The following is a 26723-nucleotide window of genomic DNA, read 5'->3' on the forward strand; positions in this document are numbered from 1 at the left end:
GACCTGGCAGGCTTTACTCCGGAAGAAGACTAGAGATTAACACAAAACTCAAGGCTGTTTGCTTACATCTATTAGCTCCTGCCGAACACCCTGCAATGGGATAGTTTAACAACTGACTAATCACAGACGGAACTTTACGCTACTCTGGGTTAGACAACAACCGTAGAATCGTACAGCTAAAACCCGATTGTTGCCAACGGTTGTATTCCTCAAACTATTCGTCAACTCCCAGTTTTCCTGGAGATTCGGTGATTTTGACCCTGACTCCGCACCAATTTTGGATGACAAAAATCTATCAGTCACCCCATCGATCTTCCCCTGATTTTTTATACAAATTTCTTATCAACGAGTGATGCGTTTCGTATTGGAGATGACTGAATCATCCCTGGTGGCGAGCAGGAAATGAAGTGAGGTCGTAAGGCAATCCATCGTGAGTTACATAATCTGAGAGCCGTTTTGACATGGACAAGACACACCTTAAATAAGTACAGGGAAGGCTCTGGGCAGCTTTGTGAGTAATAAGCGACGGTTGGCAGAAAACACGCCTTGCTGCTCCTGTTCCGCTGCGCTGTTATTGTGACTGGTTTACTAGAACGTCCTGATCTAGGCACAAACAATTCAACTATCTAACAGACACTTGGCAGTATTGTGCCAGTTCTATGAACTCTCCTGGTTACATTCATTTTAGAGCCGCTGGAATTGGGATTAGGTCAATTAGATACTTTTATATACATATATAAATTAAGTATTAAGCTCTGTTGAAGGGAAATAGCCTTGTTTGACTTTTGTAAATCTACCGATCCGAAAACGACAGTAGGACTCGCTCTAATAACGCTCAAAAGTGATGATTCAAGACTGTACAAACAGTGGAGGGAAACAGCCTCTTTTGATGGAGCAAACGGTTCATTCCAGATAGCCTAATTGCCGCCGTGCCTCAAATAGAGCAACCGCCGCACTCACCGAAAGATTCAAACTACGTACCCCTGGCTGGGTCATGGGGATACGGACAGTCGCATGGCAGGCGTCTAAAACCTCAGAGGGTAGGCCCAATGTTTCGCTACCCAACAACAGCCAATCACCTGCCTGAAACTGGAACTTAACATAACTACATTTTCCTTTAGTGCTAAAGCCAATCCAGCGCCCACCCTGCTGTTGATACATAGCTCTAAAGGTATCAATGGACTCATGGTAGTGAAGCTTAACATAGGGCCAATAATCGAGTCCTGCTCGCTTCAGGTAGCGATCGCTAATTTCAAACCCTAAAGGCCCGACTAAATGTAACTCCGTACTCGTAGCCGCGCAGGTTCGGGCAACATTGCCCGTATTCGGCGGAATTTGGGGATGAACCAGGACAACCCTTAACATTCAAGGCTTACCAATTTGTGACACAAAAAACCTTCTCTAGGTATATAGGTATAGCCGTTTACCGTTTTCTGTAATACAGCTTAATACCGATTGGACTGGATAGCTAGCGCTGTGTACACTTCAACCCAACAGCTCGGCTATAGATATCTACCTAGAGAGCAACGCGATATATATATTTTCTTAATATCTAAGAGTTGGGAAACACCTATTAGATATTTTGATTTGTAAACCGGGGGTCGCGTGATACACCCCTAAGCCACTAATAGCTGACATAACTTATCCTCAAGATCCCGTTCTTGAGCCGTCATGGCTTGGATGCATTGCATGATGATGACACGACTGTCGAGTCCACTGGCGTGGCGTTTTAACCACTGCTGAGCAGTATTACCCTCCCGGAGAATTTTCTTGAGCGGTGAGAGGAAACAACTGAATCCGTTTTGTTTCGCAATCGCCCAAGCCTCTGGATAAATTTCCTCAATCCAATCCCGCGCCAAAATCTTTCTCCCATCCTGCCAATGCCTGAGTTCAGCCTCCAAGCTCAATTGAGCCGCAGCCGCTTCATTGGCATCAGTCAGCGCCACGAGGTCAGCCGCACGCGTCGAGGCGGGGAATGTACTTCGCTCCAGCGGATCAAGCGTGGGATCGGCGAGCAGTTGAGCAATGCGAGCTTCCACTAGAGCCATAACCGAGAGTAAAGCGATCGGGTCTACGATCAAGTCACAGATTCTCAGTTCCAAGCGATTGAGGTCATAGGGGCGTCGATTGCCATTGGGTCGAACGGATGCCCAGAGGTGACGCACATTTTGCATGGTTCCCAGCTTAAGCTGGTCTTCTGTCCATTGGATAAAGTGAGCATGACTTTCAAACAGGGGAACGTCTGCCGGGGTTTTAGGAAACACTTGCCAACGGGTGGAATGAGAGCCGGTCGGTTGTCCATCCAAAAAGGGAGAAGAGGCGCTGAGGGCGAGGTAGAGGGGGGCTTCCACTCGTACTAAACGACACGCTCGCATCAGCAATTCTGGGTCAGAGATGCCAACGTTGATGTGGATGCTGGCTGTAACGACTTTTGTGCCGTAGGTGTGTTCGATGTAGTCGTGGTAGGGATTATTCGGGTCGGAACGGTAAAAGCGATCGCTCCCACCCAAAGACAAGGTGCTGCCGGGAAGTAGGGTGTAATCGCCCAAGCGCTCTAGATAAGCTCGTAATTTCTGCCGAGGGCGCACGATGGCACATAGGAGCCGATCATAAGAATAGATGGGTGCAGTGGTGTATTCTACATTGCGGCTATCCGGTTCCCGCACAAATCCATCCAGGGACGCCACAATCTGGTCAGAGAGACCGACAATATCGCCTTGGGGCGTACCCGTGTACATTTCGATTTCCAAGCCTTTTGATAGAAGCACAATTGTTCCTCAGCTAAGCTGAGTGGCGAAGAGAGTAAGTAATGCAGGGTCTGTCAAAAAATGTATCGAAGAAGACGAAACAAAGTGTCTTTCCCTAGTTTGGCATTAAAGTCGATACTGACGGTAGACCTGACTCGCCGCGCGATGCAGTAGGGAGTGACGGTAGATGAGGGCATCGAAGTCGTCGGCATAGCCGCCACCTATCACGCTGGCAACCGGATAGCCTGCGGCGACACAGGTAGTCAAAACCTGCATTTCGCGGCGGTAGAGTCCGGTATCGGTGAGGGCTAATTTGCCTAAGCGATCGCCTGTGTGAGGGTCAACTCCAGCGTCGTACAGCACTAGATCAGGCTGAAATTCACTCAGTAAGTCCGGGAGATATTGGGCGAGGGTTTGTAGGTAGGCGTCGTCTTCCATGCCTTCGGGCAGAGGAACATCTAAGTCACTGGTTTGTTTGGTACTGGGGAAGTTGATTTCACAGTGCATGGAAAAGGTGAAGACGGTTGAGTCATCTTGGAAAATGAAGGCGGTGCCGTCTCCTTGGTGGACATCAAGGTCGAGGATGAGAATTTTTTGGGCGAGTCCCTGTTGTTGTAGGACACGCGCTGCGATCGCTAAATCGTTAAAGATACAAAAACCGGAGCCATAACTAGGAAAGGCATGATGGGTGCCTCCGGCGGTATTACAGGCTAAGCCATACTTGAGGGCTAGTTGGGCGGTGAGGAGGGTGCCGCCGACGGCGGTGCAGGTACGCTTGACGAGGGCTGAACTCCAGGGTAATCCGATCCGCCGTTGGGCTTTAGGGTCGAGGGTGCCTTGGCAGTAAGCTTGGACGTAGTCGGGGGTATGGACAAGTTCGATCCATTGGGTTGGGGGGATTTCGGGGGTATGGAATTGGTCTAGGGTGGCAAGGCGCGAGTTCAGGAGTTGTTCATAGAGTTTCCCAAATTTAGGCATGGGGAAGCGGTGCCCTTCGGGCAGGGGGGCGACGTAGTCGGGATGGTAGATGATGGGTAAGTCCATGAGGATGAGGAGTTGAAACCGCAGATTTGTGCCGATCATTTCTGGGTCGGCTCAATTTTGAGCGCTTTATCAAAGTTAGCGATCGCCTCCTCATCGTAGAGTTTTTCCCCTGTCTTCCTATTGTAAGTATTAGTTTGACTGGGGAAAGTTCTCTTACTTTCTTCGCCGCACCAACGTTAAAATCTTTTTCTTAAACTTCTTTGGTAGCCAGGAATTACCAGCCTCCTGCTTAGCTTGAAGCGTGAGCAAATTTTTCCGGAAAATAATAGTATTAGAATGGTGACTGCCCAAAAGTTGCTCGCTTACCTTTAAAGCCTGTATGAACAGAGTTTTTGCTTCCTGACAGCGTCCTTGAGCATCGTATAGAGAGGCTAGATTATTGAGTGTTGTCGCCACATCAAGGTGATTATTTCCTAAAATAGATTTTCTCAGTTCTAAAGCTTCCATATAAAGAGGTTCTGCCTCTTGATAGCGTCCTTGGGCATAATAAAGTAATGCCAGATTGTTCAACGTGGCCGCGACATCGGGGGAGTAATTTCTCTGGAAGCGTCTTCTGATTTTTAACGCTTCCACATACAGAGGTTCTGCCTCCTGATAGCGTCCTTGGGCATAATAAAGTAATGCCAGATTATTCAGCGTTGTCGCCACCTCAGGCCGATTAGTTCCCAACAATCGTTTTCTCAGCTTTAAAGCTTGCAGATAGAAGGGTTCTGCTTCTTGGTAACAGCCTTGAGCATAGTAAATTCCTGCCAGATTATTCAGACTGGTGGCAACATCAGGATGGTCATTGCCTAAGCGAGATTTGGCAACCTTTAAGCACCTTAAAAAACAGGGCTGGGCGAGTTTATATAATCCCTGAATTTTATAAAAGTTACCTAATCGATCAAGGAGCCAAAGCATCTCTTCATCTTTTACCGACTCCGTCAGTGATTGAGTCACTTCAATAAGATGAGGAATCGCATCTTTTACTAATTCAACCTCCTTGGGAGTGGGGGAATCGGGCATTTGTTGTGCAATGAGTACCATGGCCTGGATAAACGACCGTTTAAGTTTGTCGCTTTGTTCGGACACTCGTTGCTTAGCTTGGATAAACTCCCGAATTAAAGGATGTATTTTGTAGGAATTTTTGCTATTTTCAACCGACTGAATGAGTTGCCACTTGTAGAGTTGCTGTTTGGCTCGATTGAGGTCTGCCTTTCCCCAACTTAACTGTTTACTGGCAAACTCAACGAGTTGCCAGGGAATCATTTCCGGTGCAAATAAACTTAAGAACTCCCCAACCTGCTGCGTCGTCGGGTCAAGGCTTTGCCAAATTAATTCAAATGCCGCTTTCACTCCGCCATGTGCTGTATTAAGGGTTGCCTGTATTCCCAGTTCTGACGGATTTATCGCTTCTTCTTCCAGTCGCTGGGCTTGCAGCTGCTTTAACATTTTTCCCCAGGACAAATTGGGGTTTTCCGCTAAATACCGCCCCACAAACTCTAGGCCCAAGGGTTGATAACCTAGCCATTCACAGAGTTGGGATACAAGGTGCTGTTTCCATAAGTTATGGCGTGAAAGTCGTTCGGTACCCACCAGTTCTGTTAGTCGTTCCCAAGCCTTCTCTCCTGACAGGCCGGATGACTCAACAAAATCGGTGTCTAGGGATTGCTGCAATGTAGCCATAGAAAATTGAGTAGATGTGTAGAGCGGCAAGTCAAAAAGAGCGTCAGAAGTAGGCTGCTACAAGGCAGCCGCTCTTCAGTTTCCTTAATCACCTAGAATTTTTTGTAATACGAGCATTGCGTATTACACATAGTCGTGCTATAGTCGCGTTTCGGCTCGGAGTGCTCTGGCTGGCAAGGCATATAACATAAAGATTACAGCTATTAGACTTGATTGAGGAATAGGAGGCTTTTGTAAAAAAAGTAGTAATAAGCTGTAATACATCGTTAGCATCATAGGTCAATTCGCTGATGACCAGCAACTCAGTCGAGCAAGGTTCATCAAATCTTTAATGATTATTAAGAAATTATATAACCGAGCGGTTGACCGGGCGCTGGATACTTAAGTAGCACGGCATTAGGGAGTAGGCAACTGTCTCAAGTCACCCATTCCCCAGTTCCCATCACCGAGAGCTTATATAACGAAGTAGCTAAGCAGATCAGATTAATTTCACTCGTCTCGATTAAGCGCCGATATCACAGCCTGCTGCGCTACGGTGGGATAAACGTTGTCCAGGTACTGTCTTACGGCCTGAGCGTCAGTAGAGGCTAAGGGAATTGTCCCTAAAACATCGAGAACAGTGCGGCTGTCTGGTGGTGGTGCAATCACCACCAGGGAAGAATCGAGCGGTTCAGCGTATTGCCAAAATTGGTTAATGTCAAGCCCAGGTGAAGGATTGGGGATGACGGGTGTACTCTCGTGTACCTGTAATTGTGTAGCTGAGACGCCTGTAGTAGGCTCCTGCCCCTCTGAACCGTTACTCCGCAAGCGACGCAAGTTATCTAAAATTTGTTCTTTACTACGTCCGCGTAATTGGAACAAGACAAAAGGATCTTCGCTGAAGCGATCGCCTAATTGGTAGTAAACAGCCCCTATGTGTTTACAGGGATTTTGGGGGTCAGGACAACTACACCGCGAACGGATATCTGATAGGGTAAAGGGAAACAAGCTCAACCCGTTGGCTGTAAAGACTTTTTCGATATTGTGGGGCATCTCGCCAGCTAATAGCTGAGCGGAGTAAATTGCTGACTGAGCCATTGTTTCCACAATATAATTCCAGTCTTCCTCAGTAAAAGGGTCGATGGACAAGGAAAGTTCATACGGCTCTGGCGCGGTACCTTGTACCTTCGCTAATACTTCTGGCCCTTTAAACTCAATACTCAGAACATTACCTTCTTTGGCATATTTGCGCGCTCTCTCCAAACGCTTTTTGAAGCGATAGGAGTTGAGTAAATCATTCCACTGTTGCACCCACCAAGGGGGAGAATCGATTTCGTAGTTAGTCACGTTTCCTCAGTTATTAATTCTTAAGTATGTAGAAAATAGTTCGAGGGATAGAAACGAATTCGTTCTCAACGAAACTTACGTTCCGACTCCTGAATGGGCAAATCATTGATACTAGCTTCCCTTCGTCGCATCAGTCCGTTATCAGCAAACTCCCACTGCTCATTGCCATAGGCACGATACCACTGACCCGAATCCGTGTGATACTCGTACTCAAATTTAACGGAGATACGGTTGTCGGTGAAGCTCCACAATTCTTTCTTGAGCCGATAGTCTAGTTCGGTGTTCCACTTGCGGGTGAGAAATTCTCGAATCTTTTCCCGTCCGGTGAAGAATTCTGCCCGGTTTCGCCAGACCGAATCTTCGGTGTAAGCCAGGGATACTCGTTCGGGATCGCGGGTGTTCCAAGCATCTTCAGCCGCTTGTACTTTGGCTTTAGCTGTAGAGAGAGTAAACGGAGGCAAGGGAGGTCTACTTTCCATATCAGAACCTGATAGTTGGGTACTAAATTTCTTACAAAATTGCCTTTTGTAAGAGGTAGAAAAAATGAAAGAGCAAGGAATATTTGGCTTCCCATGCGGAAAAATTTTAATCATCAATCACCGCATTGCGGTCGAGCAGTAAGAGCGATCGCAACTGGTCTGTATCCATATCCGTTAACCAATCTTCCCCCGCACCGACGGTTTGTTCGGCTAGCTGTTTCTTGCTCTCAATAATGTCGTTAATTCGCTCTTCCAAAGTGCCATTACAGACAAATTTATGCACCTGAACATTTCGAGTTTGACCAATCCGAAAAGCCCGGTCAGTGGCTTGATTTTCTACGGCTGGATTCCACCATCGATCAACATGGAATACATGATTTGCCCGTGTTAAATTAAGACCTGTGCCACCCGCTTTGAGAGAAAGAAGTAGAATACGTGGGCCTTCAGGGTCGTTTTGGAAACGGTCAACTATCTCCTCTCGTTGTTGTTTTTTTGTTGAACCATACAAGAACAACGTTTCCCAGCCCAATTGTTTCTCTAAATAAGGTTGAAGAAGTTTGCCCCATTCAGCAAATTGAGTGAAAATTAACGCTCTGTCGCCTTCTGAAATCGCCTCTTCCAACATTTCCTGTAATCGGAGTAATTTCCCTGAGCGCTTGGCAGCACCTAAGTCTTTCTCTTTCAGGTATTGTGCTGGGTGATTACAGACCTGCTTGAGTCTTAGAAGCAATGTCAAAATCAACCCACGACGCTTAATACCTTCAGATGATTCAATCTCAATTAAAGACTCATCTACCAACTTTTGATAAAGGGTTGCTTGTTCCGCCGAGAGACCACAGAAGATATTCATCTCCTGTTTTTCAGGCAAGTCTTGAATGATGTCTTTGTCAGTTTTGAGACGGCGGAGAATGAAAGGTTGAACCAGCGATCGCAACGTTTGTAACGAATCCCTATCTCCAAACTTTTCAATGGGCATAGCAAATCGGCGCTGAAAAAATTGCTGATTGCCCAAATACCCCGGATTGAGGAAATCTAAAATTGACCACAATTCCGACAAGCGATTTTCTATGGGTGTCCCCGTTAAGGCAATCCGAAATCCTGCCTTGAGTTCCCTGGCAGCTTTTGATTGCTTCGCTGATGAATTTTTAATATTTTGTGCTTCATCCAACACCACACCTTGCCAGGAAATATCTTCAAGGGTTGTGGCATCTCGATACACCAGGGGATAGCTGGTAATAACCAATTGCTTATCCTTAACGGCTCTAGCAAATGCTTTCCCTTTGAGTCGTTTATCGCCATGGTGAACGATTACTTTTAAAGAGGAACCAAATTTCTTGACTTCCCGTTCCCAGTTGCCTAACACCGAAGTTGGGCAAACCACAAGCGTTGGTTCCTCTAACACTCCCTGCTCTTGTAAATGCAGTAGAAAAGCGATGAGCTGGGGCGTTTTCCCAAGGCCCATGTCGTCCGCGAGACAAGCACCCAAACCCCATCGTTCTAGGAACGCTAGCCAACTAGCGCCTCGTAATTGGTAAGGTCGTAACGTCCCATGAAAACCTTCTGGCGTCTCAATCAGCTGAACCGACTGATTACCCGTGAGATTGGTAATTAACTCTTGCAAGGCACCAGATGCCTCAAATTTAACCACCGGCAGTTTCGCCAGCGTAGTGGTGTCACCCGTACTTAGGCGCAAAGCATCTTCTACACGCAGCGTCATCTGCTCTTGGGAGGTGGCAAAAATAGCTTGAGCCGCTTTCACATCGGAAGGTTGGAGTGCTATCCACTCGCCACCGACTTCTACAATCGGAGACTGAAGCGACATTAGGCGATCAAACTCTTTTTTCGAGATCGTTTTATCGCCAATGGCGAGATCCCATTTGAACTTGAGCAGGCTTTGCAAGCCCAAACGCTCTTTCTTCTTCGATTGCGCCACCTCGGCACTAATGCTAATTCCCAGGCGTTTGGCTCCTGCTCCCGGCGCTAATCCGGGTGGCAGGACAATTCCTAAACCATTGTCTTGTAACCGCCAAGCACTCGCGCGAATGAACTCATACACCTCAATGGGTGTTAGCTGGCAAGACTGAGGACGGGGTTGATGCAAGCTGGGTTCGATGGGGGGATAGAGGCGGGTAGCCAACCCTAAACCTCTCAGGAAGGTCTCCTGAGGCTGCTCAATTGTTCGTCCTTGATATTGCAATTGCTCGGCTGGCTGGCTCCAAATGGTTTTGGCATCCACCAAAAAGTCTGGATGATCAACGGCTTGCAAGCAGTATTCCAACTGCCAATTGGCTTCGCCCGAAGCTGGGGGTTTGAGCGCAAAGCAGGTGCGCCATAGATTTTGTCTTAAGCCTTGGGAGGTGGGTGCGACTAAGTTTTGTTGGAGTGGAGTTGTCCAGGTTTGCAAAGCGGCTTCTAGTCGTGCCACTGCTTCGGGAGATGCCTCAAAGGAATCAGAGGTTGTAGAGAGCCTTCGCAGCCACTCCTGTACCGTGGATTCAGCCTCTGGAAGCGCCTGAGCTTGTACCCAATGACGCACCTGAACATCGACGACACTACTCAAGAAAGCTAGCAGTAATTCCTCAGGGGAGATGGGAGATGGGGAGGATAAAGCCGCCAATTCTCTGCCTTGTCCTCCTTGTCCTCCGTCTCCCGTCCCCAGTTCCTGATAAGCTCGACAAGACGAGGGCATGAGTTGGGTAAACTTTTCTAAACGCGTTTGGTCTACAGCACTGTCGAGTAGGGGTTGCCAACGCGCAACAGCCTCGCCGTTGGGTTGTCTGTAGAATCCCGGTAAAAACTTACATCGACTGAGCAGATCCAAACTCCACCGCATAACTTGTGACCAAAAGCGGAGTGAGCCTCCCACATAAGCGTCAGCGGCTTGAAAAGATCCAAGCGGTAGCGCTTGTAGGAGTTTTACAGCCTCCGCTGATTCCAGACAAAACCCTTCGACTCTCCAGAGTTGCCATTCCAGAGGTGGGTCATCGCTATTGTCTAACAGGCGTTGGGTAGATAGTAGGGGGTATGCCCCTTCCTGAGATGCCGTTTGAGTCGGTAAAGCGATAACTTTCGCTTGCCATTTGTTGAGTTGACTCTGTTGCACCTGCTGATGGCGACCTGAGCGAGAACTCCCAGAGGTTTCTACAAATTGATCGATAGAAAGACGATGAAAACGCAAAAAAGACGTTAATTCCGCCTGCGTCATTGCCAAGGGATGAGATAACGCACCATTTGCAGATGAAGACCCTAAAGACGCCTTTGTGCGCCAAGTTTCCCCCCAAATGAAGAGATGCCCACTAGCTCCACCCGATATCCAACTGCCCTGTAAAATCGCCATCTGTAAAAAATTTTGAGTTATGTACCAAACGCCAATAATCGTGTCTTAAGTGCTTAAATTTATTCCTTCTAACTAATGACTCATTTTGCAGTCAGCTATTGTTTTGACCTCTTAAATAACGATTATCTATCCCCAGTCAGCCTTAGTACATAAGTGTTACGATTGCACCATACAAAAGAACATGATAGAGAGAAGGACAAAGTACTCAATGGTAGAGTTAGACAAGTCAATATCCTTCGACGGACGGGATATTCGACTGAAAGTGGGTCTACTTGCCCCACAAGCCGGTGGTTCCGTGCTCATTCAGTCGGGGGACACGGCTGTTTTAGTGACAGCAACACGCGCCCAAGCCCGAGAAGGCATAGATTTTCTTCCCTTGTTGGTTGATTACGAGGAACGACTCTATGCAGCTGGTCGAATTCCAGGTGGATTTCTGCGGCGGGAAGGTCGTCCGCCGGAAAAGGTGACTCTGACGAGCCGTCTGATCGACCGTCCTCTGCGCCCCTTATTCCCCAGTTGGCTTCGAGATGATATTCAAATCGTAGCAACTACCCTGTCCATGGATGAGCAGGTACCACCCGATGTTTTGGCGGTAACCGGAGCTTCGATCGCAGTATTACAAGCCAAGATTCCATTTTATGGGCCGATGGCAGCCGTGCGAGTCGGTTTAGTCGGGGATGACTTTATCATCAACCCAACGTACAGAGAAATCGAGTCGGGAGACTTGGATTTGATCGTCGCCGGTTCCCCCGATGGCGTGATTATGGTAGAAGCCGGTGCCAACCAACTGCCAGAGCAGGATATTATTGAGGCGATCGACTTTGGCTACGAAGCCGTGCGGGACTTGATTCAAGCTCAGCGCGAGTTGATGAGTGCGTTAGGGATTGAGGTGACCATCGCCGAACCCCCTGTGGGAGATTCCACGCTGGAGCAATTTATCCGCGATCGCGCCACGACTCAAATCAAAGGGATTCTCTCGCAATTTGACCTCGACAAACACAGTCGGGATACCGCTTTAGACCAAATCAAAGCCAATTCGGTCGTGGCAGCCATTGCCGAATTACCCGAAGACGAACCGCTGCGAGTCGCGGCGACGGAAGATGAAAAAGCCGTCGGCAAGATTTTCAAAGAGATTACCAAAGAACTGATGCGCCGTCAGATTGTTGAAGATGGCGTTCGGGTCGATGGTCGCAAACTCGATGAAGTGCGCCCCGTCTCTTGTAAGGTCGGTTTATTGCCCCAGCGAGTCCATGGTAGTGCTTTGTTTAACCGGGGACTCACTCAAGTGTTATCCACGGCAACCTTGGGAACCCCAGGCGATGCCCAAAAGCTGGATGACCTCAACCCCGAAGAAGATAAGCGCTATCTGCATCACTACAATTTTCCGCCTTATTCTGTTGGGGAAACCAAACCGATGCGATCGCCGGGACGCAGGGAAATCGGTCACGGTGCTTTAGCCGAACGCGCTATAGTCCCCGTCTTACCCCCCCAAGAAGACTTTCCTTACGTCCTTCGGGTCGTATCGGAGGTGCTTTCTTCCAATGGTTCGACCTCGATGGGTTCGGTTTGTGGGTCTACCCTCGCCTTGATGGATGCTGGCGTACCCCTGACCAAGCCGGTGAGTGGCGCGGCAATGGGTCTGATTAAAGAAGGGGATGAAATCCGAATTCTCACCGATATTCAAGGCATTGAAGACTTTTTGGGTGACATGGATTTCAAAGTCGCCGGTACTGATACCGGGGTCACGGCTTTGCAAATGGACATGAAAATCACCGGCTTGTCGATGGATGTGATTGCCGACGCCATTAAGCAAGCCCGACCGGCGCGACTGCATATCCTGGAAAAAATGCTCGTCGCCCTGGACAAACCCCGTACAGAGTTGTCGCCTTTCGCGCCTCGTCTGCTGACGATGAGAATCGATCCAGACCTGATTGGTCTAGTGATTGGGCCTGGTGGTAAGACCATCAAGGGAATTACCGAGCAAACCGGTGCTAAGGTCGATATTGAAGATGACGGTACGATTACCGTTTCTGCGGTCGATGGTGAGAAGGCGAAAAAGGCGATTAACATCATTCAAGGCATGACCCGGAAGCTGAATGAAGGGGATGTCTATGCCGGTCGCGTCACCCGGATTATTCCCATTGGTGCCTTTGTGGAATTGCTGCCTGGGAAAGAAGGCATGATTCACATTTCTCAACTCGCTGACTATCGCGTGGGTCGAGTAGAGGATGAGGTAGCGGTCGGGGATGAAGTTGTGGTCAAAGTTCGAGAAATTGACAGCAAAGGGCGCGTCAATCTCACTCGTTTAGGCATTCACCCAGACGAAGCCGCAGCAGCGCGGGAAGCGGCAACGATGACCTAGAACCGTTTTAACAAGGATGAAGTAAGAAGGATGAAGCGTTACAATCTTCATTTTTTCTAGCGAAAAAATGGTTGATTTCCACCCAAAAACCGACCATCAGCAGTTGTGAATTGGCAGGAAACTTGACCTCGAAGAAAGTGTTAATTCTGAATATTTTTATAGTCAGACTTAACACTTCAGCCTTGATTAAAACTTATGAGTTTTGAGTTAGGTTGGTATGAGCAATAGACTGATTGAATTGTTAAAGATAAAATCCAACTTTTAATTCAAAACTCATCAAAAAAATAGGATTCAAGACAATTGTATATTGTATGAAGTACCGTCTATTAATTGCTTTGATTGTTTGTGTCTGGGTGCCATTTTTAATCATGTTTAGGGGCAGCGCTACACCATCAATAACAACCCTTTCAGCCGCACCCGCCGCAGAAACATCCGGGCCTTCGCTGCGTTCACTGGCCCAAAAGCGAGGAATAGGTTTCGGTACGTCAGTAGATTTGGGTCCCTTCTTGAACGATCCCAACTACCGACAGGTTCTAGCACGCGAGTTTCAAATCTTAGTCCCAGAAAATGCTTGGAAATTTGAGTTCGTGCATCCCAATCGTGATCGCTACGAGTTTGGGCAAGTCGATACATTAATCAACTTTGCCAAAGACAATAACATGGAAGTGCGTGGTCACCCTTTGGTCTGGCACTATTCATTACCTAAATGGATCAATGAAGGCAACTTCAGCCGGGATGAATTGATCGATATTTTACGAACCCACGTCAAAACGTTAGTCGGTCGTTATCGAGGCCAAATTCCTGTTTGGGATGTTGTGAATGAAGCCATCAATCGAGATGGCTCTTTGCGAGATACAATTTGGCTGCGGAACATTGGCCCTGAATATATTGATATGGCTTTTCAGTGGGCGCATGAAGCTGACCCACAAGCCAAGTTATTTTATGGGGAGTACATGACGGAGGAGATTAATCAAAAGTCAGACGGTGTCTATACTTTAGTTTCAGGCTTGCTACAGCGCGGTGTACCGATTGATGGGATAGGTTTCCAATCTCACTTAGGATTAAGCTATTTACCCAGACTGGACTCCCTTGCTCAGAACTTTGATCGATTCAATCAACTGGGTTTAGAGGTGCAGTTCACTGAATTGGATATGAAAATTCAGGATGGTAAGGGGAGTTTAGAAGAGCGCTTGGCAAAACAAGCGAAAGCTTATAGCGATCTCCTCAAAGTATGTTTACAGGCTAAAAAATGTACAGCACTCATTACTTGGGGATTTACAGACCGCTATACTTGGATTGCCGATGTGACGGGCGAGGTAGAGGCACCCCTCATTTTTGACGCCTCTTATCGCCCCAAGCCAGCTTACAACGCCCTTAAAGAAGTTTTAAGTTCTAGTAAGTAGCCTAGTATCAGGGTCTTAAGTTGGTGAGGGTTTCGGCTTTTCAGCAGATGGTGAAGGCTTGGGACTGGCAGTTGTCGCTGAGGGTTTCGGCTTTTCAGCAGATGGTGAAGGCTTGGGACTTGGGGTTGTCGGTGAGGATTTTGGCTTCTCAACAGATGGTGAAGGCTTGGGACTGGCAGTCGATGCTGAGGGTTTCGGGCTTGGAGTTGTTGATGAGGGTTTCGGGCTTGGAGTTGTTGATGAAGGCTTAGGAGTGGGAGTCGTCGGTGAGGGCTTCGGGGTTGAAGCCGCCGATGGTGAAGGTTTCGGCTTTTCACCAGATGGAGAAGGCTTGGGACTGGCAGTCGCTGATGAAGGTTTCGGGCTGGGAGTCACCGATGATGAAGGTTTGGCGCTTGGAGTTGTTGAGGGTTTCGGGCTTGGAGTCGCCGATGATGAAGGTTTGGCGCTTGGAGTTGTTGATGAGGGCTTCGGACTGGGAGTCGCCGATGGTGAAAGTTTCGGAGTTGCAGAAGTCGGTGAAGGTTTTGGACTCTTAGGTTTTTCCGATTGGCTCTGCCATTCCGAAATCGGGCGATTTACGGCATACTCAAAGTCTATCGGGACTAAAAGAACTTTTAACTGATCAGGTGATTGTGGTGATGAGTCTACATGAGCATACATAAAACTGCGATTAAAGTCGGGTTTGCCTAAAATTAACCGATGATTTTGCTTATTGTTTAGCTGTACCTTGACTGTGGCAAAGGGTTGATCAAATCCATACTCTTGACGCTCTTTCGTCGGTACAAAAAAAGAGCGATCGCTTTTTCCTTCTGCTAGCAAGTTCAACAAAAAGGCAACAGCCGCATCACTCGCTGGAGCCTCTTTGGGCTGCTTCATTTGCCAATTCGTTGTTTTCCCATTGACCCGATCAAATTCCAAAGTTTCTTGAGCGGTGTAAAGAGTGACAGATTGAATTTGGTCTTCTTTAAACGAAAAAATGGGTTCTTTTGTGGTCTTAGTCGCTTCCTGGTTTTGGGTACGCTGAATTTCAGAGTAATAAACAGCACCACCCAGTAATGTTGCTGTGATTAATAAAACCAGAGTTGTCCGCTGTAGCTTCATACTCAATGGGTTGAAAGTTAGCAGATTTTAAAGTTGAAAGTTTTAAAGTTGAAGGTTTTCAGGTTGACGGTTTTAAAGTTGAAGGTTTTAAAGTTGAGGTCTATAAGTTTTTAAATCTCAACTTTAAACTTGGGCTACGTCCTCGTATGAACTCCGGTGCTACGCTAACAACCTGCCAACGTTCAACTCTGTATTAACCTGCCAACATTCCACCTTAACGGCGTCGCCACCACATGACTCCTGCTGTCATCAAACCTAGTAAGGGCATAATCAATAATCCCGTCCAACCGAGTACTCCAGCTTGCATGGATGTTAAGTTAATGCGACGGTTTTTCTGTTCTTTGGGACGGATAGACAAGGTTTGATCGTCCCGATTGCTTAACCAACTAACGGAGTTGAGAAAAACATCTCCATTCAGTTGCTGCTCAAACCAACCATTGCTACTAAAACTGGAGTTGCCGATGACAACGAGTCTTGACTCAGATGTCCTCTTATCAATCGGTTTTTCATTGACTAATGAAGGGGACGCTTGTGCTGTGGGAGACGGTGACGGCGAAGGAGAAGCCCCCGAACTTGCCGTTGCCTGCGGTGTTGGTGTGGGTGAGGCTGGGGCTTGCCCTTTAGGGGAGGCTGTTGGCGAGAGGAACGCCCCAGGACTTGCCGTTGCCTGCGGTGTTGGTGTGGGTGAGGCTGGGACTTGCCCTTTAGGGGAGGCTGTTGGCGAAGGAGAAGCCCCAGGACTTGCCGTTGCCTGCGGTGTTGGTGTGGGTAACGCTGACGGGGGTATAGCTTTGCGGGTTAAGGCAACGGCTAGCGTTAAAGGGCCAGGGCGATCGCTTTTTGGATCGAATTGTAGGGGTTGTGTCTCAGGGGTACTTTCAGCCCAACTCTCTTCACTAGTCCGCAACAGGGGAGTTTCTGTAACGCCTTGTACAGGAGTAACCTCTACCGGCCGTGCGACTGGATAGAGAGAGTAGTTATTTCCAAAATCCCTGGTAATGGGATGATTCCCGTAGGTAGTAACCAGTGGTGTGGCAGGGCCAAGTCCAACTCCACGCCCTTCCCCTGAAGCATCAATCACAATCTGACGATCTAGATTGACTCCCCAAGCGGTTAATAAACTATCCAGTCCAGCATTGATTTCCGGGTCAATCATCAATAGTAAGCTACCGCCTGTAGAAAGATAATTGTTCAACGCTTGAACTTCTGGCTCAAACAGCGCCCGCTTAGGACCGGCAACAACGACCAGAGAAGCATCTTTGGGAACTTCTGATCGCTCAGCTAAATTGAGAGGTAGGGGGGTAAAATTTTTATCTTTTAAGGCACTTACCGCTTGAGAAAGTCCACCTTCTACCTCTTCTAAGGGGCGTTCTCCATGTCCTTGTAGGAAGTAAACTTGATCAATGCGATCGCTCGTCAATTGTTCAATACTATTGGTCAGCTTGATTTCCGAGAGACGCTCTGCCTCGTCCACCGTTTGTACCAATTTTCGGTCTTGACCATACTCTAGGTGAACTTCTCCAGGTAACTTAACATTAAACTTTTGAGCCAGTCCCGGTTTTAATTGCGGGTTAACAAACTCATATTCCAACTTAGACCCATAGCGGCGGTAATTTTTCAGTAATTCCAAGTCCGCTGGGTTAGGCGTCCCAGAAAACATCCAAACTTTCACGGGTTGCTGCAACGTTTTCACCACCCGTTGCGACATGGGCGAGAGCGTAAATAGCTGGTTGTCTGTTAAGTCGATTCGCTGCCCATAGCGAACCCCTAAAAAGTTAATCAGCCCCAAAATTATAATCATTGCCAGGGTGGCGATAATGGCATTAGTTCCGGCTTGAGTGGAACGGCGTCCCCAAAATCCGGGTGAACTGCCTACCAAGATCAGCCACAATCCTATAATTACAAGTCCAGCAATTAGCAACCCCAAAGCGATTGGCGACCATTGACCAGCAACCACTCTGGCACTTAGACCCATGATGCTCAGGATGGGGCCGAGCCAAAACAGGTATTTAAAATAATTCGTTTTCTGTTTTTTGGCAATGGTCTTCATAAGAGTCATTAATTATTAGTTATTAGTCATTAGTCTTCAGGGATTGGTAATGGGTAATAGGTAATGGGCATCATTCCCCCTTGTCTCGTTCCCTGCCAGTTCCCAGTCCCCAACAGATTGTTGACTTAAGTGCGCTGGAAGCGTAATGCATCGATATACTGAGCCGTTAAAAATATGCCCAGAATAATGTAGCTGGCGAATAAAATTAGACTACTAGGGTCGAGGATACCTCTAACGAGGTTGTTATAGTTTTCCAGCAATGATAAATGACCAATAGCTTCACCGATGGGGCCTTTGACACTTTGGGCAACCCAACCAATCACCCACAGGAAAATATTCAGCCCAAAGGTGATGAAAGCTGCCACAATTGTGCTGTCGGTGAGGGAGGAAATAAACATTCCTAACGAGAGAATTGAAGCCGCTAATAAGATTAATCCAGCGTGAGCGAGTAAGGGGGCGGCGGGGGCAAGGGGGGGATTGGTAGACGAGAGTGCGATCGCTTCATAAACCAGCAAGGGCAGGATCATGAATGTGAAAAACGCTAGCACGCCCAATAATTTCCCCACAGCCACCGCCCAATTGGTAATTGGAGAGGTTGCCAATAGCTCTAACGTCCCGTATTTACGTTCCTCGGCATATAGCCCCATCGAGAGAACTGGCAATACAAATAATGTTAGGGGGCCGAGGAAGCCCAAAAAGGCATTTAAAAATTCATAAGCCACATCCAGGGGTGGTGCGGGTACCCCCATTTGATCTCGCTGTGCGACTTGCTGAAGGATGCCATCTGGACTTAGGAGAATCGCGACAAAAAAGAAACCCGACAATAGCCAGAATATGCTGGCGACTAAATAAGCCAAGGGCGAACCAAAATAGCCTTGTAATTCCTTGCGAACGATCGCCAAAATGTTGGCAATAACGACACCCATCTATTCCTGCTCCAGATGCTGCATTACTAAAGGCTAAAGTATCAAGGATGAAACTAACTGCTCAACCCAATCCTTGGGAGATTCGTTGGGCTTGTAGTCTCTGAATATTTTCATACTTTATCTTTTACACTTCAGATTTGTAGGTAACCTCAGTCTCTTCAATTTCATCATCCAACGGTTCGATGGGTTGTTCCCTGGTTGTCAGTTCTAAAAACACATCTTCCAGTGTGACGCGAGTGCGTCGCAGTTCATGGATGCCCAATCCTGCCCCAAAGGTAACCGACGCAATATCGCGTCCGGGTTCAGCACCGGGGGCGTTGATAATGCGAAGCAGGGAACGCTGAGGGGGGAGTTCGGGATTTTTAACGAGTTCGACCATACAGATTCCGGGCACAATCTGTAATAATTTTTGTAACTGATGGGCATCGCCGTCTACTTCTAGTTCATAACCTGCCCCTCCTGCCAATTGAGCCATCAAGTTTTCAGGACTATTGGTAGCCACAATGCGACCTCGGTTGATAATCGCGACACGATTACAGGTCATACTCACCTCTGGCAGAATATGGGTCGAGAGGATAATTGTATGCTCTCCAGCGAGGCTTTTAATTAAGTTACGGACATCGATGATTTGTCGAGGGTCGAGTCCTACAGTGGGTTCATCGAGAATAATTGCCGGGGGGTCGTGGACAATCGCCTGAGCAATCCCGACACGTTGGCGGAAACCTTTGGACAGTTTGCGAATCAGGACTTTGCGCTTTTGGGTTAGGTTGCAGCGTTCCATCGTCCAGTTGACTCGTTCGGTGCGATCGCCCGCCACAACGCCTTTAATCCGCGCCACAAAGTGCAAAAATCCCTCAACCGTCATTTCTCGATACAGGGGGGGCGTTTCTGGCAAGTAACCAATCCGCCGTCTGATTTCCATGGAATTTTCATGTACATCGTAGCCAGCAATCCGGGCTGTGCCACTCGTTGCGGGTAAATATCCAGCTAAAATCCGCATGGTGGTTGTTTTCCCGGCACCATTTGGGCCTAGGAAACCCAAGATTTCTCCAGGCTCGACCTTGAAGGTAACATCCTGAATAGCTGGGGTAGAAGCGTAGATTTTGCTGAGATGCTCGACTTCAATCATGGGTGCTGGTCGTTCATCATAAGGGTTTTACTCACTTGGGTTGGGGGAAAAGCTAGGATGCTTGGTGGATGCTGCCGAACTTCCACCCTTGAATATTTCTTAGAGTGAAGTACTGCCAGTGAACTGAGTACAGTTCTCAGGCAGCTTCCAGTTTCAATCGCTGTGCCATGTTAGGGACTCTTCCAAAGAAGATGTTCGAGACTGAACTCGATAATGGTCTTACAAAGCGTCTGGAGGTTTGGAAACTCGTCCCCTGACTCCCGTAGCAGTTCCCTGCTACCCTGGCAGCAACCCGCCTTCCGCAGGTCGTTTATTTCTTTCTCGTACAACATGGCTTGGCTTATTTTTTACAGCAGGACGTAACCTTACTAACCAGTGGTCATGTTCTTTCCCCAAGCTCTGATGTTTCTGCGGCAAGCATATTACTGCTACTTCGGATTAGCCTGTCTGATGTCCATACAGTTGGGCGGGTCAGCAACCAGATAACTTATAACATATCTACAGCTATGTTATGGACACAAAAACCTACGTCCTGACTCGTTCTCATCCCCCAGTGTCTACGACTGAGAGGGATTTTCCACTCGTAAGGTTAACGCCTGACGGGTCTGCCGTTTTCTAAGACCGATGGAAATGGGTTACAGGTTAGTCGGTTCGCAAGTTGAATGTTGGTCGTGAAAGCCAGTTGGTAAGTCCTACAAGTTAGTCAATTGAATCTTTTATCTTCAACCTTCAAGTTTGTCACCTTCAACGCTCTAACCAATCCCCTATCACTGTTTTTGTTCTAGTAAAAAGCAAATATGGTTCAGTCCACTCTCTACGTCAACCCACAAACGGGTAAGGATACCGGTACTGGTAACGCTCAGTCCCCGTTCAAAACTTTAACGCGGGCACTCACCACCGCATCATCAGGAACGACCATTCAGTTATCAGCGGGAACTTACAATGCCGCTGGGGGAGAAGTGTTTCCTTTAGTTGTCCCCACTGGGGTGATGGTGCTGGGACATGAACCCAGTAAAGGCAAAGGAATTGTCATCGTGGGCAGTGGAAAATATAATAGCCCAACGTTTAATGCACAAAATATCACTCTGCGGCTGGAGTCGAAGGCTCAATTGCGGGGCGTAACAGTGACCAATCCCGTGGAAAAGGGAACCGCAGTTTGGGTTGAATCAACAGCACCGATGGTTACTAACAATACCTTCACAGGCTGCGGTCGTGAGGGGGTGTTTGTCACTGGCACAGGCAAACCCTTAATTCTGGATAATATATTTATCCAAAATGCATCCAGTGGTGTGTTTTTAGTCCGCAATGCTAAAGGGGAAGTACGACGTAATCTGTGTCAAAAAACCGGTTATGGCATTGCAATTAGTGATTCAGCGGCACCATTAGTCACAGATAACAATCTGGTGAGCAACCATTCGGGCATTTTCCTCTCCCGTGGCGCTAGACCTGTACTCCGTCGGAATTTGATTGAGAAAAATACCCATGGGGGTCTGGTGATTACAGGGGAGTCCAAACCCGATTTGGGCAGCACTCAAGACCCAGCCGGTAATATCCTGCGGGATAACGGTCAAGTTGATCTGCAAAATAGCACGTCTTTGACGTTGGTTTCGGTGGGAAATCAGCTCAATCCGGCACGAGTTTCGGGCCCTGTTACATTAGGCTCAGCTCAAGTTCCAACCGCCATGACGGGACCGGCTCTGTTTAGCGATTTGGGCAATCATTGGGGGGCAGCCTTCATTCAGGGATTGGTGACACGAGGGCTAATTCTGGGCTTTCCGGATGGAACGTTTAAGCCAGAAGCGAGCATCACGAGGGCGGAGTATGCGGCAATTCTGGCCAAGACGTTTGATTTGCCACGGCAACGGGGGACGGGAGCGGGGGTATTTTCCGATGTTCCGGCTAACTTTTGGGCGTCATCGGCGATTCGCGTTGCCGCCGGGATGGGGTTTATTTCCGGCTTTCCCGATGGCACGTTTCGTCCGCAGCAAAATTTGACGCGGGTACAGGCGCTGGTGTCGCTGGTGAGTGGGTTGGGACTGGGTAGTGGCAATGCTAACCTGTTGGTGTTCTACAGCGATCGCGCCCAAATTCCCAGTTACGCCACAGAAGCGATCGCCACCGCCACTCAACAACGACTTGTAGTGAATTATCCCAAAACCAATCAGCTCGAACCGATGCGTAACATTACTCGTGCTGAGATTGCGGCGTTGATTTATCAAGCCTTAGTCTCCACGGGACGAGCGGAGGCTATAGCTTCTCCCTACATTGTCAGCCCTAACCTATCCCTTCCTTCCTTTAGCGATATTCAGCAACACTGGGCATCTGAGTTTGTGCGTCGCCTCGCTAACCTGAACCTCGTCACTGGCTTCGCGGATGGCTCGTTTAAGCCCGATGAACCGCTCTCGCGAGCTCAGTATGCCGCCTTAGTCGTCAAAGTGTTTAACCCTACAGCGATTCGCCCAGATACCAAATTCATCGATATTCCGGCTGACTTTTGGGCCTTACCCGTGATTAGTCAAGCCTATCGCGGTGGATTTTTGTCCGGCTATCCTGACCAAACCTTCCACCCTCAACAAAGTTTGCGGCGGATCGATCTGATGGCTTCCTTGGTACATGGGCTTTCCTTACCCAGTGCAGATGTCAAAGTCTTGGAAATTTACGAAGATCACGATAGTATTCCAGCTTATGCTAAATCAGCGGTTGCTGCTGCCACTCAAGCCGGGATTGTGGTCAATTACCCCAACCCGAAGCTCCTACAACTTAAACAGGACGCTTCCCGTGCGCTGGCGATCGCGTTTATGTATCAGGCATTAGTGAGAACTGGTCGCGTGGTAGCTTCCAACTCACCTTATATTGTTTCAGGTTCAACGCAGCCGAATTGAGGTCTGATGAGGGAGCTCTTGGAGTCGAGGAAACTTTCATTTCCTGCCACAATCCAAAATCTAATACCGACCATTGAGATGAGGGAGCCAACCACAGACTCAGCCGTTGCCTATGCCGTTGCGCTACTCAAGCACTATGGTTTTGAACTCAGGGGCTACACGGCTGAAGAATTAGTGAATTTGTGGCTCCAGAACCATTCAGCGCATTGGGTACGTCTAGGTGTAATTGAGGCACTCTATCAGGGACGGTATAAAGCCGTGTCTGTCGAGCAAATCTTAGCCGTCTGGGCACGACGAGGACAGCCAATTTATCGGTTTAACCATGAGTTTGAGCGGCTGATTAGTCGCAAACTGCCCCAAAAGCTGGCAGCATACCCGACGACGCGAGCAACGGATCTGAACCTGGAACCGAGTCTACCGCTATTCACTCCCAGTTTACCTGAGACCTTCGACGAGAGCGTCAGGGTGGAGTCCATCCCGGAGGAGCCACTCACAACCGCCAACCCGGAGACGGTGGCACCGACAACGATGTCAGAACAAGAGGTAGCAAAGACATTCATCCAGTTGGATGACGAAGGAAAAGAGGCATCCACGGATAGGGGTACTCGTTCCAACTATGATGCAAATTGGTCTCGGTGTGAGGTGAATAAACAACCCATTCACCAATTCACTCCACCCCCTGATCCTTCCGACTTTTACCTCAAGCTCAAGTCCGTCGTCCTGCACCAAGACGAAATGTCCGCTCAAATTGTAACGCCAATCAATGAAGATGCTGAATCAGAACCGCCTCCACCTGATTGTGATCAGAATTAATTGAGAAACGCCTCACCCGACGCTTCTTTAGCCTTCTATCAATTAGGGTAGGCTACAGGACACTCGCCTCGATCAGGTCCAGTTGATTGAGAGCTAATGCCAGGATTTTGCATAAGGGGATAGGCAAACAGAGATAAGTACTCACGAAGAGATTATTCTTGAAGATAGGGATTGCGGACAAAGGACTGAAAACTGAAGACTGGGGACTGCAACGGACAGGACGTGGTTTGGCGTAAGCCTAGTTCCTAGTCGTTTATCTGAAAGTTCTTGAATTTAAAGACTGATGAAAGGGTTAAATAGCTGTGTAGCCTTTCATCTTGCTGCTGCCTCTCTATGAATAGTCTCAGCTCCGCTACACTCCACTTTTCAGATAATGGCTAAAGCTACGTCGCAAAAATTAACTTTTGCCAGGGCGCTCATGATTCAACCAGGCTTGTTACTTCAAGATCGCTACCGTGTGCATCAACTCCTGGGTAAAGGAGGTTTTGGTCAAACCTTTGAAGTGGATGATGGTGGGACTCTAAAAGTCCTAAAAATTCTCAGGGCAGAGCGTTTCCAAAGCCCGGAAGGTAAAAAAAAGGCCGTCTCTCTCTTCCAACGAGAAGCTTTAGTTTTGAGTCGGCTACAGCATCCCGGTATTCCTAGGGTTGAGCCTGATGGATATTTTACGCTGGCTGACGCGAAGGGTGAGCAACTGCACTGCCTGGTGATGGAGAAAATTGAGGGGTTGAATTTAAAGCAATGGCAGTCGAAACGCGGGAATCAACCCATCCCTCAAGAACAAGCGATCGCCTGGTTGAAACAACTCGCTGATATTCTGGCTCAAGTCCATCAACAAGAACTCGTCCACCGGGATATTAAACCAACCAATATCATGATCCGGCCTACTGGACAACTGGTCTTAATTGACTTTGGTGCGGTTCGGGAAATCACCGAGACTTTTTTACAGAAACAAAAACAGAATGCTACAGGAACCGTGATTATTTCAGCCGGTTATACTCCCCCAGAGCAAGCGGAGGGTCATGCTGTGGCGCAGTCGGATTTCTTTGCCTTGGGACGCACTTTTGTCTATTTAGTGACCGGTAAACACCCCAATGATTTTGAGAAAGACCCCCGCACCGGTCGGCTGCAATGGCGAGAGAGTTCCCCGCACATCTCGCGGGAATTGGCAGATTTAATTGATTACCTGATGGCGACATTTCCCGGTAAACGCCCTCAAACGCCACAGATGATTTTGCGTTGCCTTGAAGAGATTGTCTCCCCACCACCCCTGCCACTTCCCCCTCCGATTGTGGAACAAACGCGATCATCAGATTCCATTCCCTTAAAGCCGAAACGACTCTTGTCCTTAATTTCCAGCTTTCTGCCCACAACCAGCACAACCTCCAACGCTTGGGCCAAAGCCAGACTCCGCCGAACCCTGACGGGGCATTCGGATGTGGTGAAAGCGATCGCCATCAGCCCCGATGGTCAAACCTTAATCAGCGGCAGTTTTGACAAAACGGTTAAGTTATGGTCACTCAGCACCGGAGAAGCCCGAAACACCCTAAGCGACCATACCCACCGGATTACTAGCATTGCCATCAGTCCTGATGGTCACACTTTAGCCACGGGTAGTTATGACAAAACCATCCGGTTGTGGGCACTCAATACGGGGGAATTACTCCACACCCTCGCGGGTCGCCCGGATCGAGTTCGCTACCTGGCCTTTAGTCCCAATGGTCAGACTCTGATCAGTAGTGGGGATTGGGAAATCAAAATCTGGGCCGTCCGCACCGGCAAGCTACTGCGTATTTTGGCCGGAAACTCCAATTCAGCTCGGATAGTCGCGTTGACGCCCGATGGTCATACCTGTGCCGTTGCGAGTTTGGATGGCACCCTTGAGTTGTGGAATCCCCACACGGGCAGACTGCTTCGCACGTTTTCCAATCAGTTGACCGAAATTACATCCCTGGCCTATAGCCTGGATGGGCAAGTCCTTGCCAGTGGGAGTAGTAACGCGATCCACCTGTGGAACCCGACGACAGGCAAACAACTGCGAGGCTTTTCGACTCAGTCGAGTGGAACAGCGTCCATCACCTTTAACCCGGATGGTAAGACGCTTGCCTGTGCCAGTGGCAAAACGATTGAGTTGTGGAATTGGCAAACCGGAAAACGGCTATGTACTCTTTCGGGTCATTTTAGAGCTGTTGAGTCTGTTGCCTTTGGACTGAAGGGACAAATTCTGGTGAGTGGAAGTAGTGACCAGACGATCAAGATTTGGCAACCAATTTCCTAAAAAAGTATGAAGTATGAAGTATAAAAATATAACGATTGAGTAATTAATTATATTCCGTCCGATGGCGAGGAAGTTTTCTTATACTTCAACCTTATTGCTTATTCTTATCCCCTCCATGCCTTACTGACCAAACTCAGCCCTTGCCTGCTCAACCATTTCAGGGGTTACCACGTCCAACTCCGCTTCACGAGTCAATTGCTCAATTCGTTTTCGAGCTTGGACACGAACGAAATAGGGAATATTTTTCAACATGGCTTTCGCCTCAGTTGTCCATTGCAGGGTTTCCATAAAATCAGAGCTGCTCATAATTGTAAGCCCCTCGTGTTAGCAATCCGCTCTTAATTTAAAGCTCATCTGTTTTTATTTTACTGCTATTTTTTGAGTATAACTGCTTGAAGCTGAGACGAAGTTGCGTTCCCAGAATCCCTAGAAATTGGTTCTCTCTCCTTTTTAAAGAGCTGTACTTGTTAGTTTAAATGGGGCCTTAAAAATTTTTGAGTGGTTTTAAAGTAATAGTATATTAATCCAGGATTGCTACAATTATTTGGTGCTAAATTTTATAAGAATTGAACAACTGAGGTTATAAAATTGTTTTTTTGTCTGGTAATTTTGAATAATTTAGTATCCGTTGGGTTAATAGAATCAAGCTCTCAATGGAAGCGATTTGAGCCAACCTAACAAACTCTACCAATCAAGCGCTTCCAGGGAGCGCCGGAACTGACGCCACACCTTTCACTTCGGCAACACCGTTAAGGAAATCCCTCACACAGGCATACTGGGCAGCAGGATAACGATTTTTGACTTCTCCTCAAAATGGTGAGGAGAGTTAACATCAGTCCAAAAAATGGACAAATCTAGGCAAAACTCGGTAGAATGAGGCTACTGAAAGCCATAAATTAGGAATTTCAAGGTTTTTAGTGAACCCATACAAAGGTCTTAATATTAGCGTGGCTGGTTTAAGGTTGTTGGCCAACCCACCAACCTTAAATCAGCCGCAGATGAAGGGATAGAGCTGTGCGGCACTAGCTAGAGATAGGCTCTGCCCGAATTAACGCCTGTGGAGTGCCAAAACAACTAACGGCTAGACCGTTAGGGTATTGAGAATCAGGAAGCGATCTGGATAAATATATCAATTTGTCCTAAGGTCGTACAGCCGAAAGTGCTAAGTTAACCGTTGA

At 48.0% G+C, this 26723-nt stretch carries 17 protein-coding genes; 5 read left to right on the forward strand and 12 right to left on the reverse strand.

Annotated features, from left to right (window positions below; genetic code table 11):
• Nucleotides 1-903 precede the first annotated feature (903 nt).
• The 7 genes from NDI48_16600 to NDI48_16630 all read right to left on the reverse strand — a co-directional run bounded on the left by NDI48_16600 (nt 904) and on the right by NDI48_16630 (nt 10598).
• Nucleotides 904-1365, reverse strand: a complete 462-nt coding sequence (locus tag NDI48_16600; GenBank protein MEP0832795.1) for a tRNA (cytidine(34)-2'-O)-methyltransferase — start codon at nt 1363-1365, stop codon at nt 904-906.
• A gap of 251 nt (nt 1366-1616) precedes the next feature.
• Nucleotides 1617-2768: a glutamate--cysteine ligase gene (gene gshA / locus NDI48_16605; GenBank protein MEP0832796.1), complete on the reverse strand. Its 1152-nt coding sequence runs from the start codon at nt 2766-2768 to the stop codon at nt 1617-1619.
• A 105-nt stretch (nt 2769-2873) separates the two neighbouring features.
• A complete protein-coding gene (locus NDI48_16610; GenBank protein ID MEP0832797.1) occupies nt 2874-3791 on the reverse strand; it encodes a histone deacetylase in 918 nt (305 codons plus the stop codon).
• A gap of 153 nt (nt 3792-3944) precedes the next feature.
• The gene (locus NDI48_16615; GenBank protein ID MEP0832798.1) at nt 3945-5456 is read right to left on the reverse strand and encodes a tetratricopeptide repeat protein; all 1512 of its coding nucleotides are present in this window, start codon (nt 5454-5456) and stop codon (nt 3945-3947) included.
• 489 nt (nt 5457-5945) lie between these two features.
• Complete coding sequence (locus tag NDI48_16620; protein MEP0832799.1) at nt 5946-6782, reverse strand: SWIM zinc finger family protein; 837 nt, start codon at nt 6780-6782, stop codon at nt 5946-5948.
• Between the two features lie 65 nt (nt 6783-6847).
• Nucleotides 6848-7261, reverse strand: coding sequence for a nuclear transport factor 2 family protein (locus NDI48_16625; GenBank protein ID MEP0832800.1), 414 nt, complete (start codon nt 7259-7261; stop codon nt 6848-6850).
• A 106-nt stretch (nt 7262-7367) separates the two neighbouring features.
• Nucleotides 7368-10598, reverse strand: a complete 3231-nt coding sequence (locus tag NDI48_16630) for a DEAD/DEAH box helicase (GenBank protein ID MEP0832801.1) — start codon at nt 10596-10598, stop codon at nt 7368-7370.
• A 208-nt stretch (nt 10599-10806) separates the two neighbouring features.
• Between NDI48_16630 and NDI48_16635 the strand changes: the two genes are divergently transcribed.
• Both NDI48_16635 and NDI48_16640 read left to right on the forward strand, forming a co-directional pair.
• A complete protein-coding gene (locus NDI48_16635) occupies nt 10807-12960 on the forward strand; it encodes a polyribonucleotide nucleotidyltransferase (protein ID MEP0832802.1) in 2154 nt (717 codons plus the stop codon).
• Nucleotides 12961-13271: 311 nt separating this feature from the next.
• Complete coding sequence (locus tag NDI48_16640; GenBank protein MEP0832803.1) at nt 13272-14363, forward strand: endo-1,4-beta-xylanase; 1092 nt, start codon at nt 13272-13274, stop codon at nt 14361-14363.
• Between the two features lie 15 nt (nt 14364-14378).
• Here the strand turns inward: NDI48_16640 and NDI48_16645 are convergent, their stop codons facing one another.
• From NDI48_16645 to NDI48_16660, 4 genes are all read right to left on the reverse strand, one after another.
• Nucleotides 14379-15467 carry a DUF4340 domain-containing protein gene (locus tag NDI48_16645; protein ID MEP0832804.1) on the reverse strand — a complete coding sequence of 363 codons (1089 nt, stop codon included), beginning with the start codon at nt 15465-15467 and terminating at the stop codon, nt 14379-14381.
• A gap of 214 nt (nt 15468-15681) precedes the next feature.
• The gene (locus NDI48_16650) at nt 15682-17517 is read right to left on the reverse strand and encodes a Gldg family protein (protein ID MEP0832805.1); all 1836 of its coding nucleotides are present in this window, start codon (nt 17515-17517) and stop codon (nt 15682-15684) included.
• Nucleotides 17518-17642: 125 nt separating this feature from the next.
• Entirely contained in the window at nt 17643-18443 is an 801-nt protein-coding gene (locus NDI48_16655; GenBank protein ID MEP0832806.1) for an ABC transporter permease, read from the reverse strand.
• A 124-nt stretch (nt 18444-18567) separates the two neighbouring features.
• Nucleotides 18568-19572 carry an ABC transporter ATP-binding protein gene (locus NDI48_16660; GenBank protein ID MEP0832807.1) on the reverse strand — a complete coding sequence of 335 codons (1005 nt, stop codon included), beginning with the start codon at nt 19570-19572 and terminating at the stop codon, nt 18568-18570.
• Nucleotides 19573-20369: 797 nt separating this feature from the next.
• Between NDI48_16660 and NDI48_16665 the strand changes: the two genes are divergently transcribed.
• The 3 genes from NDI48_16665 to NDI48_16675 all read left to right on the forward strand — a co-directional run bounded on the left by NDI48_16665 (nt 20370) and on the right by NDI48_16675 (nt 25545).
• On the forward strand, nt 20370-22454 hold the full coding sequence (locus NDI48_16665) for an S-layer homology domain-containing protein (protein MEP0832808.1): 2085 nt from the start codon (nt 20370-20372) through the stop codon (nt 22452-22454).
• Between the two features lie 78 nt (nt 22455-22532).
• Nucleotides 22533-23267 (forward strand): hypothetical protein, encoded by a 735-nt coding sequence (locus NDI48_16670; protein ID MEP0832809.1) that lies wholly within the window; start codon nt 22533-22535, stop codon nt 23265-23267.
• 418 nt (nt 23268-23685) lie between these two features.
• The gene (locus NDI48_16675) at nt 23686-25545 is read left to right on the forward strand and encodes a serine/threonine protein kinase (GenBank protein ID MEP0832810.1); all 1860 of its coding nucleotides are present in this window, start codon (nt 23686-23688) and stop codon (nt 25543-25545) included.
• A 120-nt stretch (nt 25546-25665) separates the two neighbouring features.
• Here the strand turns inward: NDI48_16675 and NDI48_16680 are convergent, their stop codons facing one another.
• Nucleotides 25666-25851 carry a PCP reductase family protein gene (locus NDI48_16680; protein MEP0832811.1) on the reverse strand — a complete coding sequence of 62 codons (186 nt, stop codon included), beginning with the start codon at nt 25849-25851 and terminating at the stop codon, nt 25666-25668.
• Nucleotides 25852-26723: the final 872 nt, after the last annotated feature.

Source organism: Microcoleus sp. AS-A8, from assembly GCA_039962225.1.
In the GTDB taxonomy this organism is placed as follows: domain Bacteria; phylum Cyanobacteriota; class Cyanobacteriia; order Cyanobacteriales; family Coleofasciculaceae; genus Allocoleopsis.

What these genes read in the sequence shown, in the direction of transcription:
- NDI48_16675 (MEP0832810.1), top strand. Translation starts at nt 23,686, where the DNA reads ATGATTCAACCAGGCTTGTTACTTCAAGATCGCTACCGTGTGCATCAA.
- NDI48_16655 (MEP0832806.1), bottom strand. Translation starts at nt 18,443, where the DNA reads ATGGGTGTCGTTATTGCCAACATTTTGGCGATCGTTCGCAAGGAATTA.
- NDI48_16660 (MEP0832807.1), bottom strand. Translation starts at nt 19,572, where the DNA reads ATGATTGAAGTCGAGCATCTCAGCAAAATCTACGCTTCTACCCCAGCT.
- NDI48_16610 (MEP0832797.1), bottom strand. Translation starts at nt 3,791, where the DNA reads ATGGACTTACCCATCATCTACCATCCCGACTACGTCGCCCCCCTGCCC.
- NDI48_16670 (MEP0832809.1), top strand. Translation starts at nt 22,533, where the DNA reads ATGAGGGAGCCAACCACAGACTCAGCCGTTGCCTATGCCGTTGCGCTA.
- NDI48_16630 (MEP0832801.1), bottom strand. Translation starts at nt 10,598, where the DNA reads ATGGCGATTTTACAGGGCAGTTGGATATCGGGTGGAGCTAGTGGGCAT.
- NDI48_16600 (MEP0832795.1), bottom strand. Translation starts at nt 1,365, where the DNA reads ATGTTAAGGGTTGTCCTGGTTCATCCCCAAATTCCGCCGAATACGGGC.
- NDI48_16635 (MEP0832802.1), top strand. Translation starts at nt 10,807, where the DNA reads ATGGTAGAGTTAGACAAGTCAATATCCTTCGACGGACGGGATATTCGA.
- NDI48_16625 (MEP0832800.1), bottom strand. Translation starts at nt 7,261, where the DNA reads ATGGAAAGTAGACCTCCCTTGCCTCCGTTTACTCTCTCTACAGCTAAA.
- NDI48_16680 (MEP0832811.1), bottom strand. Translation starts at nt 25,851, where the DNA reads ATGAGCAGCTCTGATTTTATGGAAACCCTGCAATGGACAACTGAGGCG.
- NDI48_16645 (MEP0832804.1), bottom strand. Translation starts at nt 15,467, where the DNA reads ATGAAGCTACAGCGGACAACTCTGGTTTTATTAATCACAGCAACATTA.
- NDI48_16650 (MEP0832805.1), bottom strand. Translation starts at nt 17,517, where the DNA reads ATGAAGACCATTGCCAAAAAACAGAAAACGAATTATTTTAAATACCTG.
- NDI48_16640 (MEP0832803.1), top strand. Translation starts at nt 13,272, where the DNA reads ATGAAGTACCGTCTATTAATTGCTTTGATTGTTTGTGTCTGGGTGCCA.
- NDI48_16615 (MEP0832798.1), bottom strand. Translation starts at nt 5,456, where the DNA reads ATGGCTACATTGCAGCAATCCCTAGACACCGATTTTGTTGAGTCATCC.
- NDI48_16665 (MEP0832808.1), top strand. Translation starts at nt 20,370, where the DNA reads ATGGTTCAGTCCACTCTCTACGTCAACCCACAAACGGGTAAGGATACC.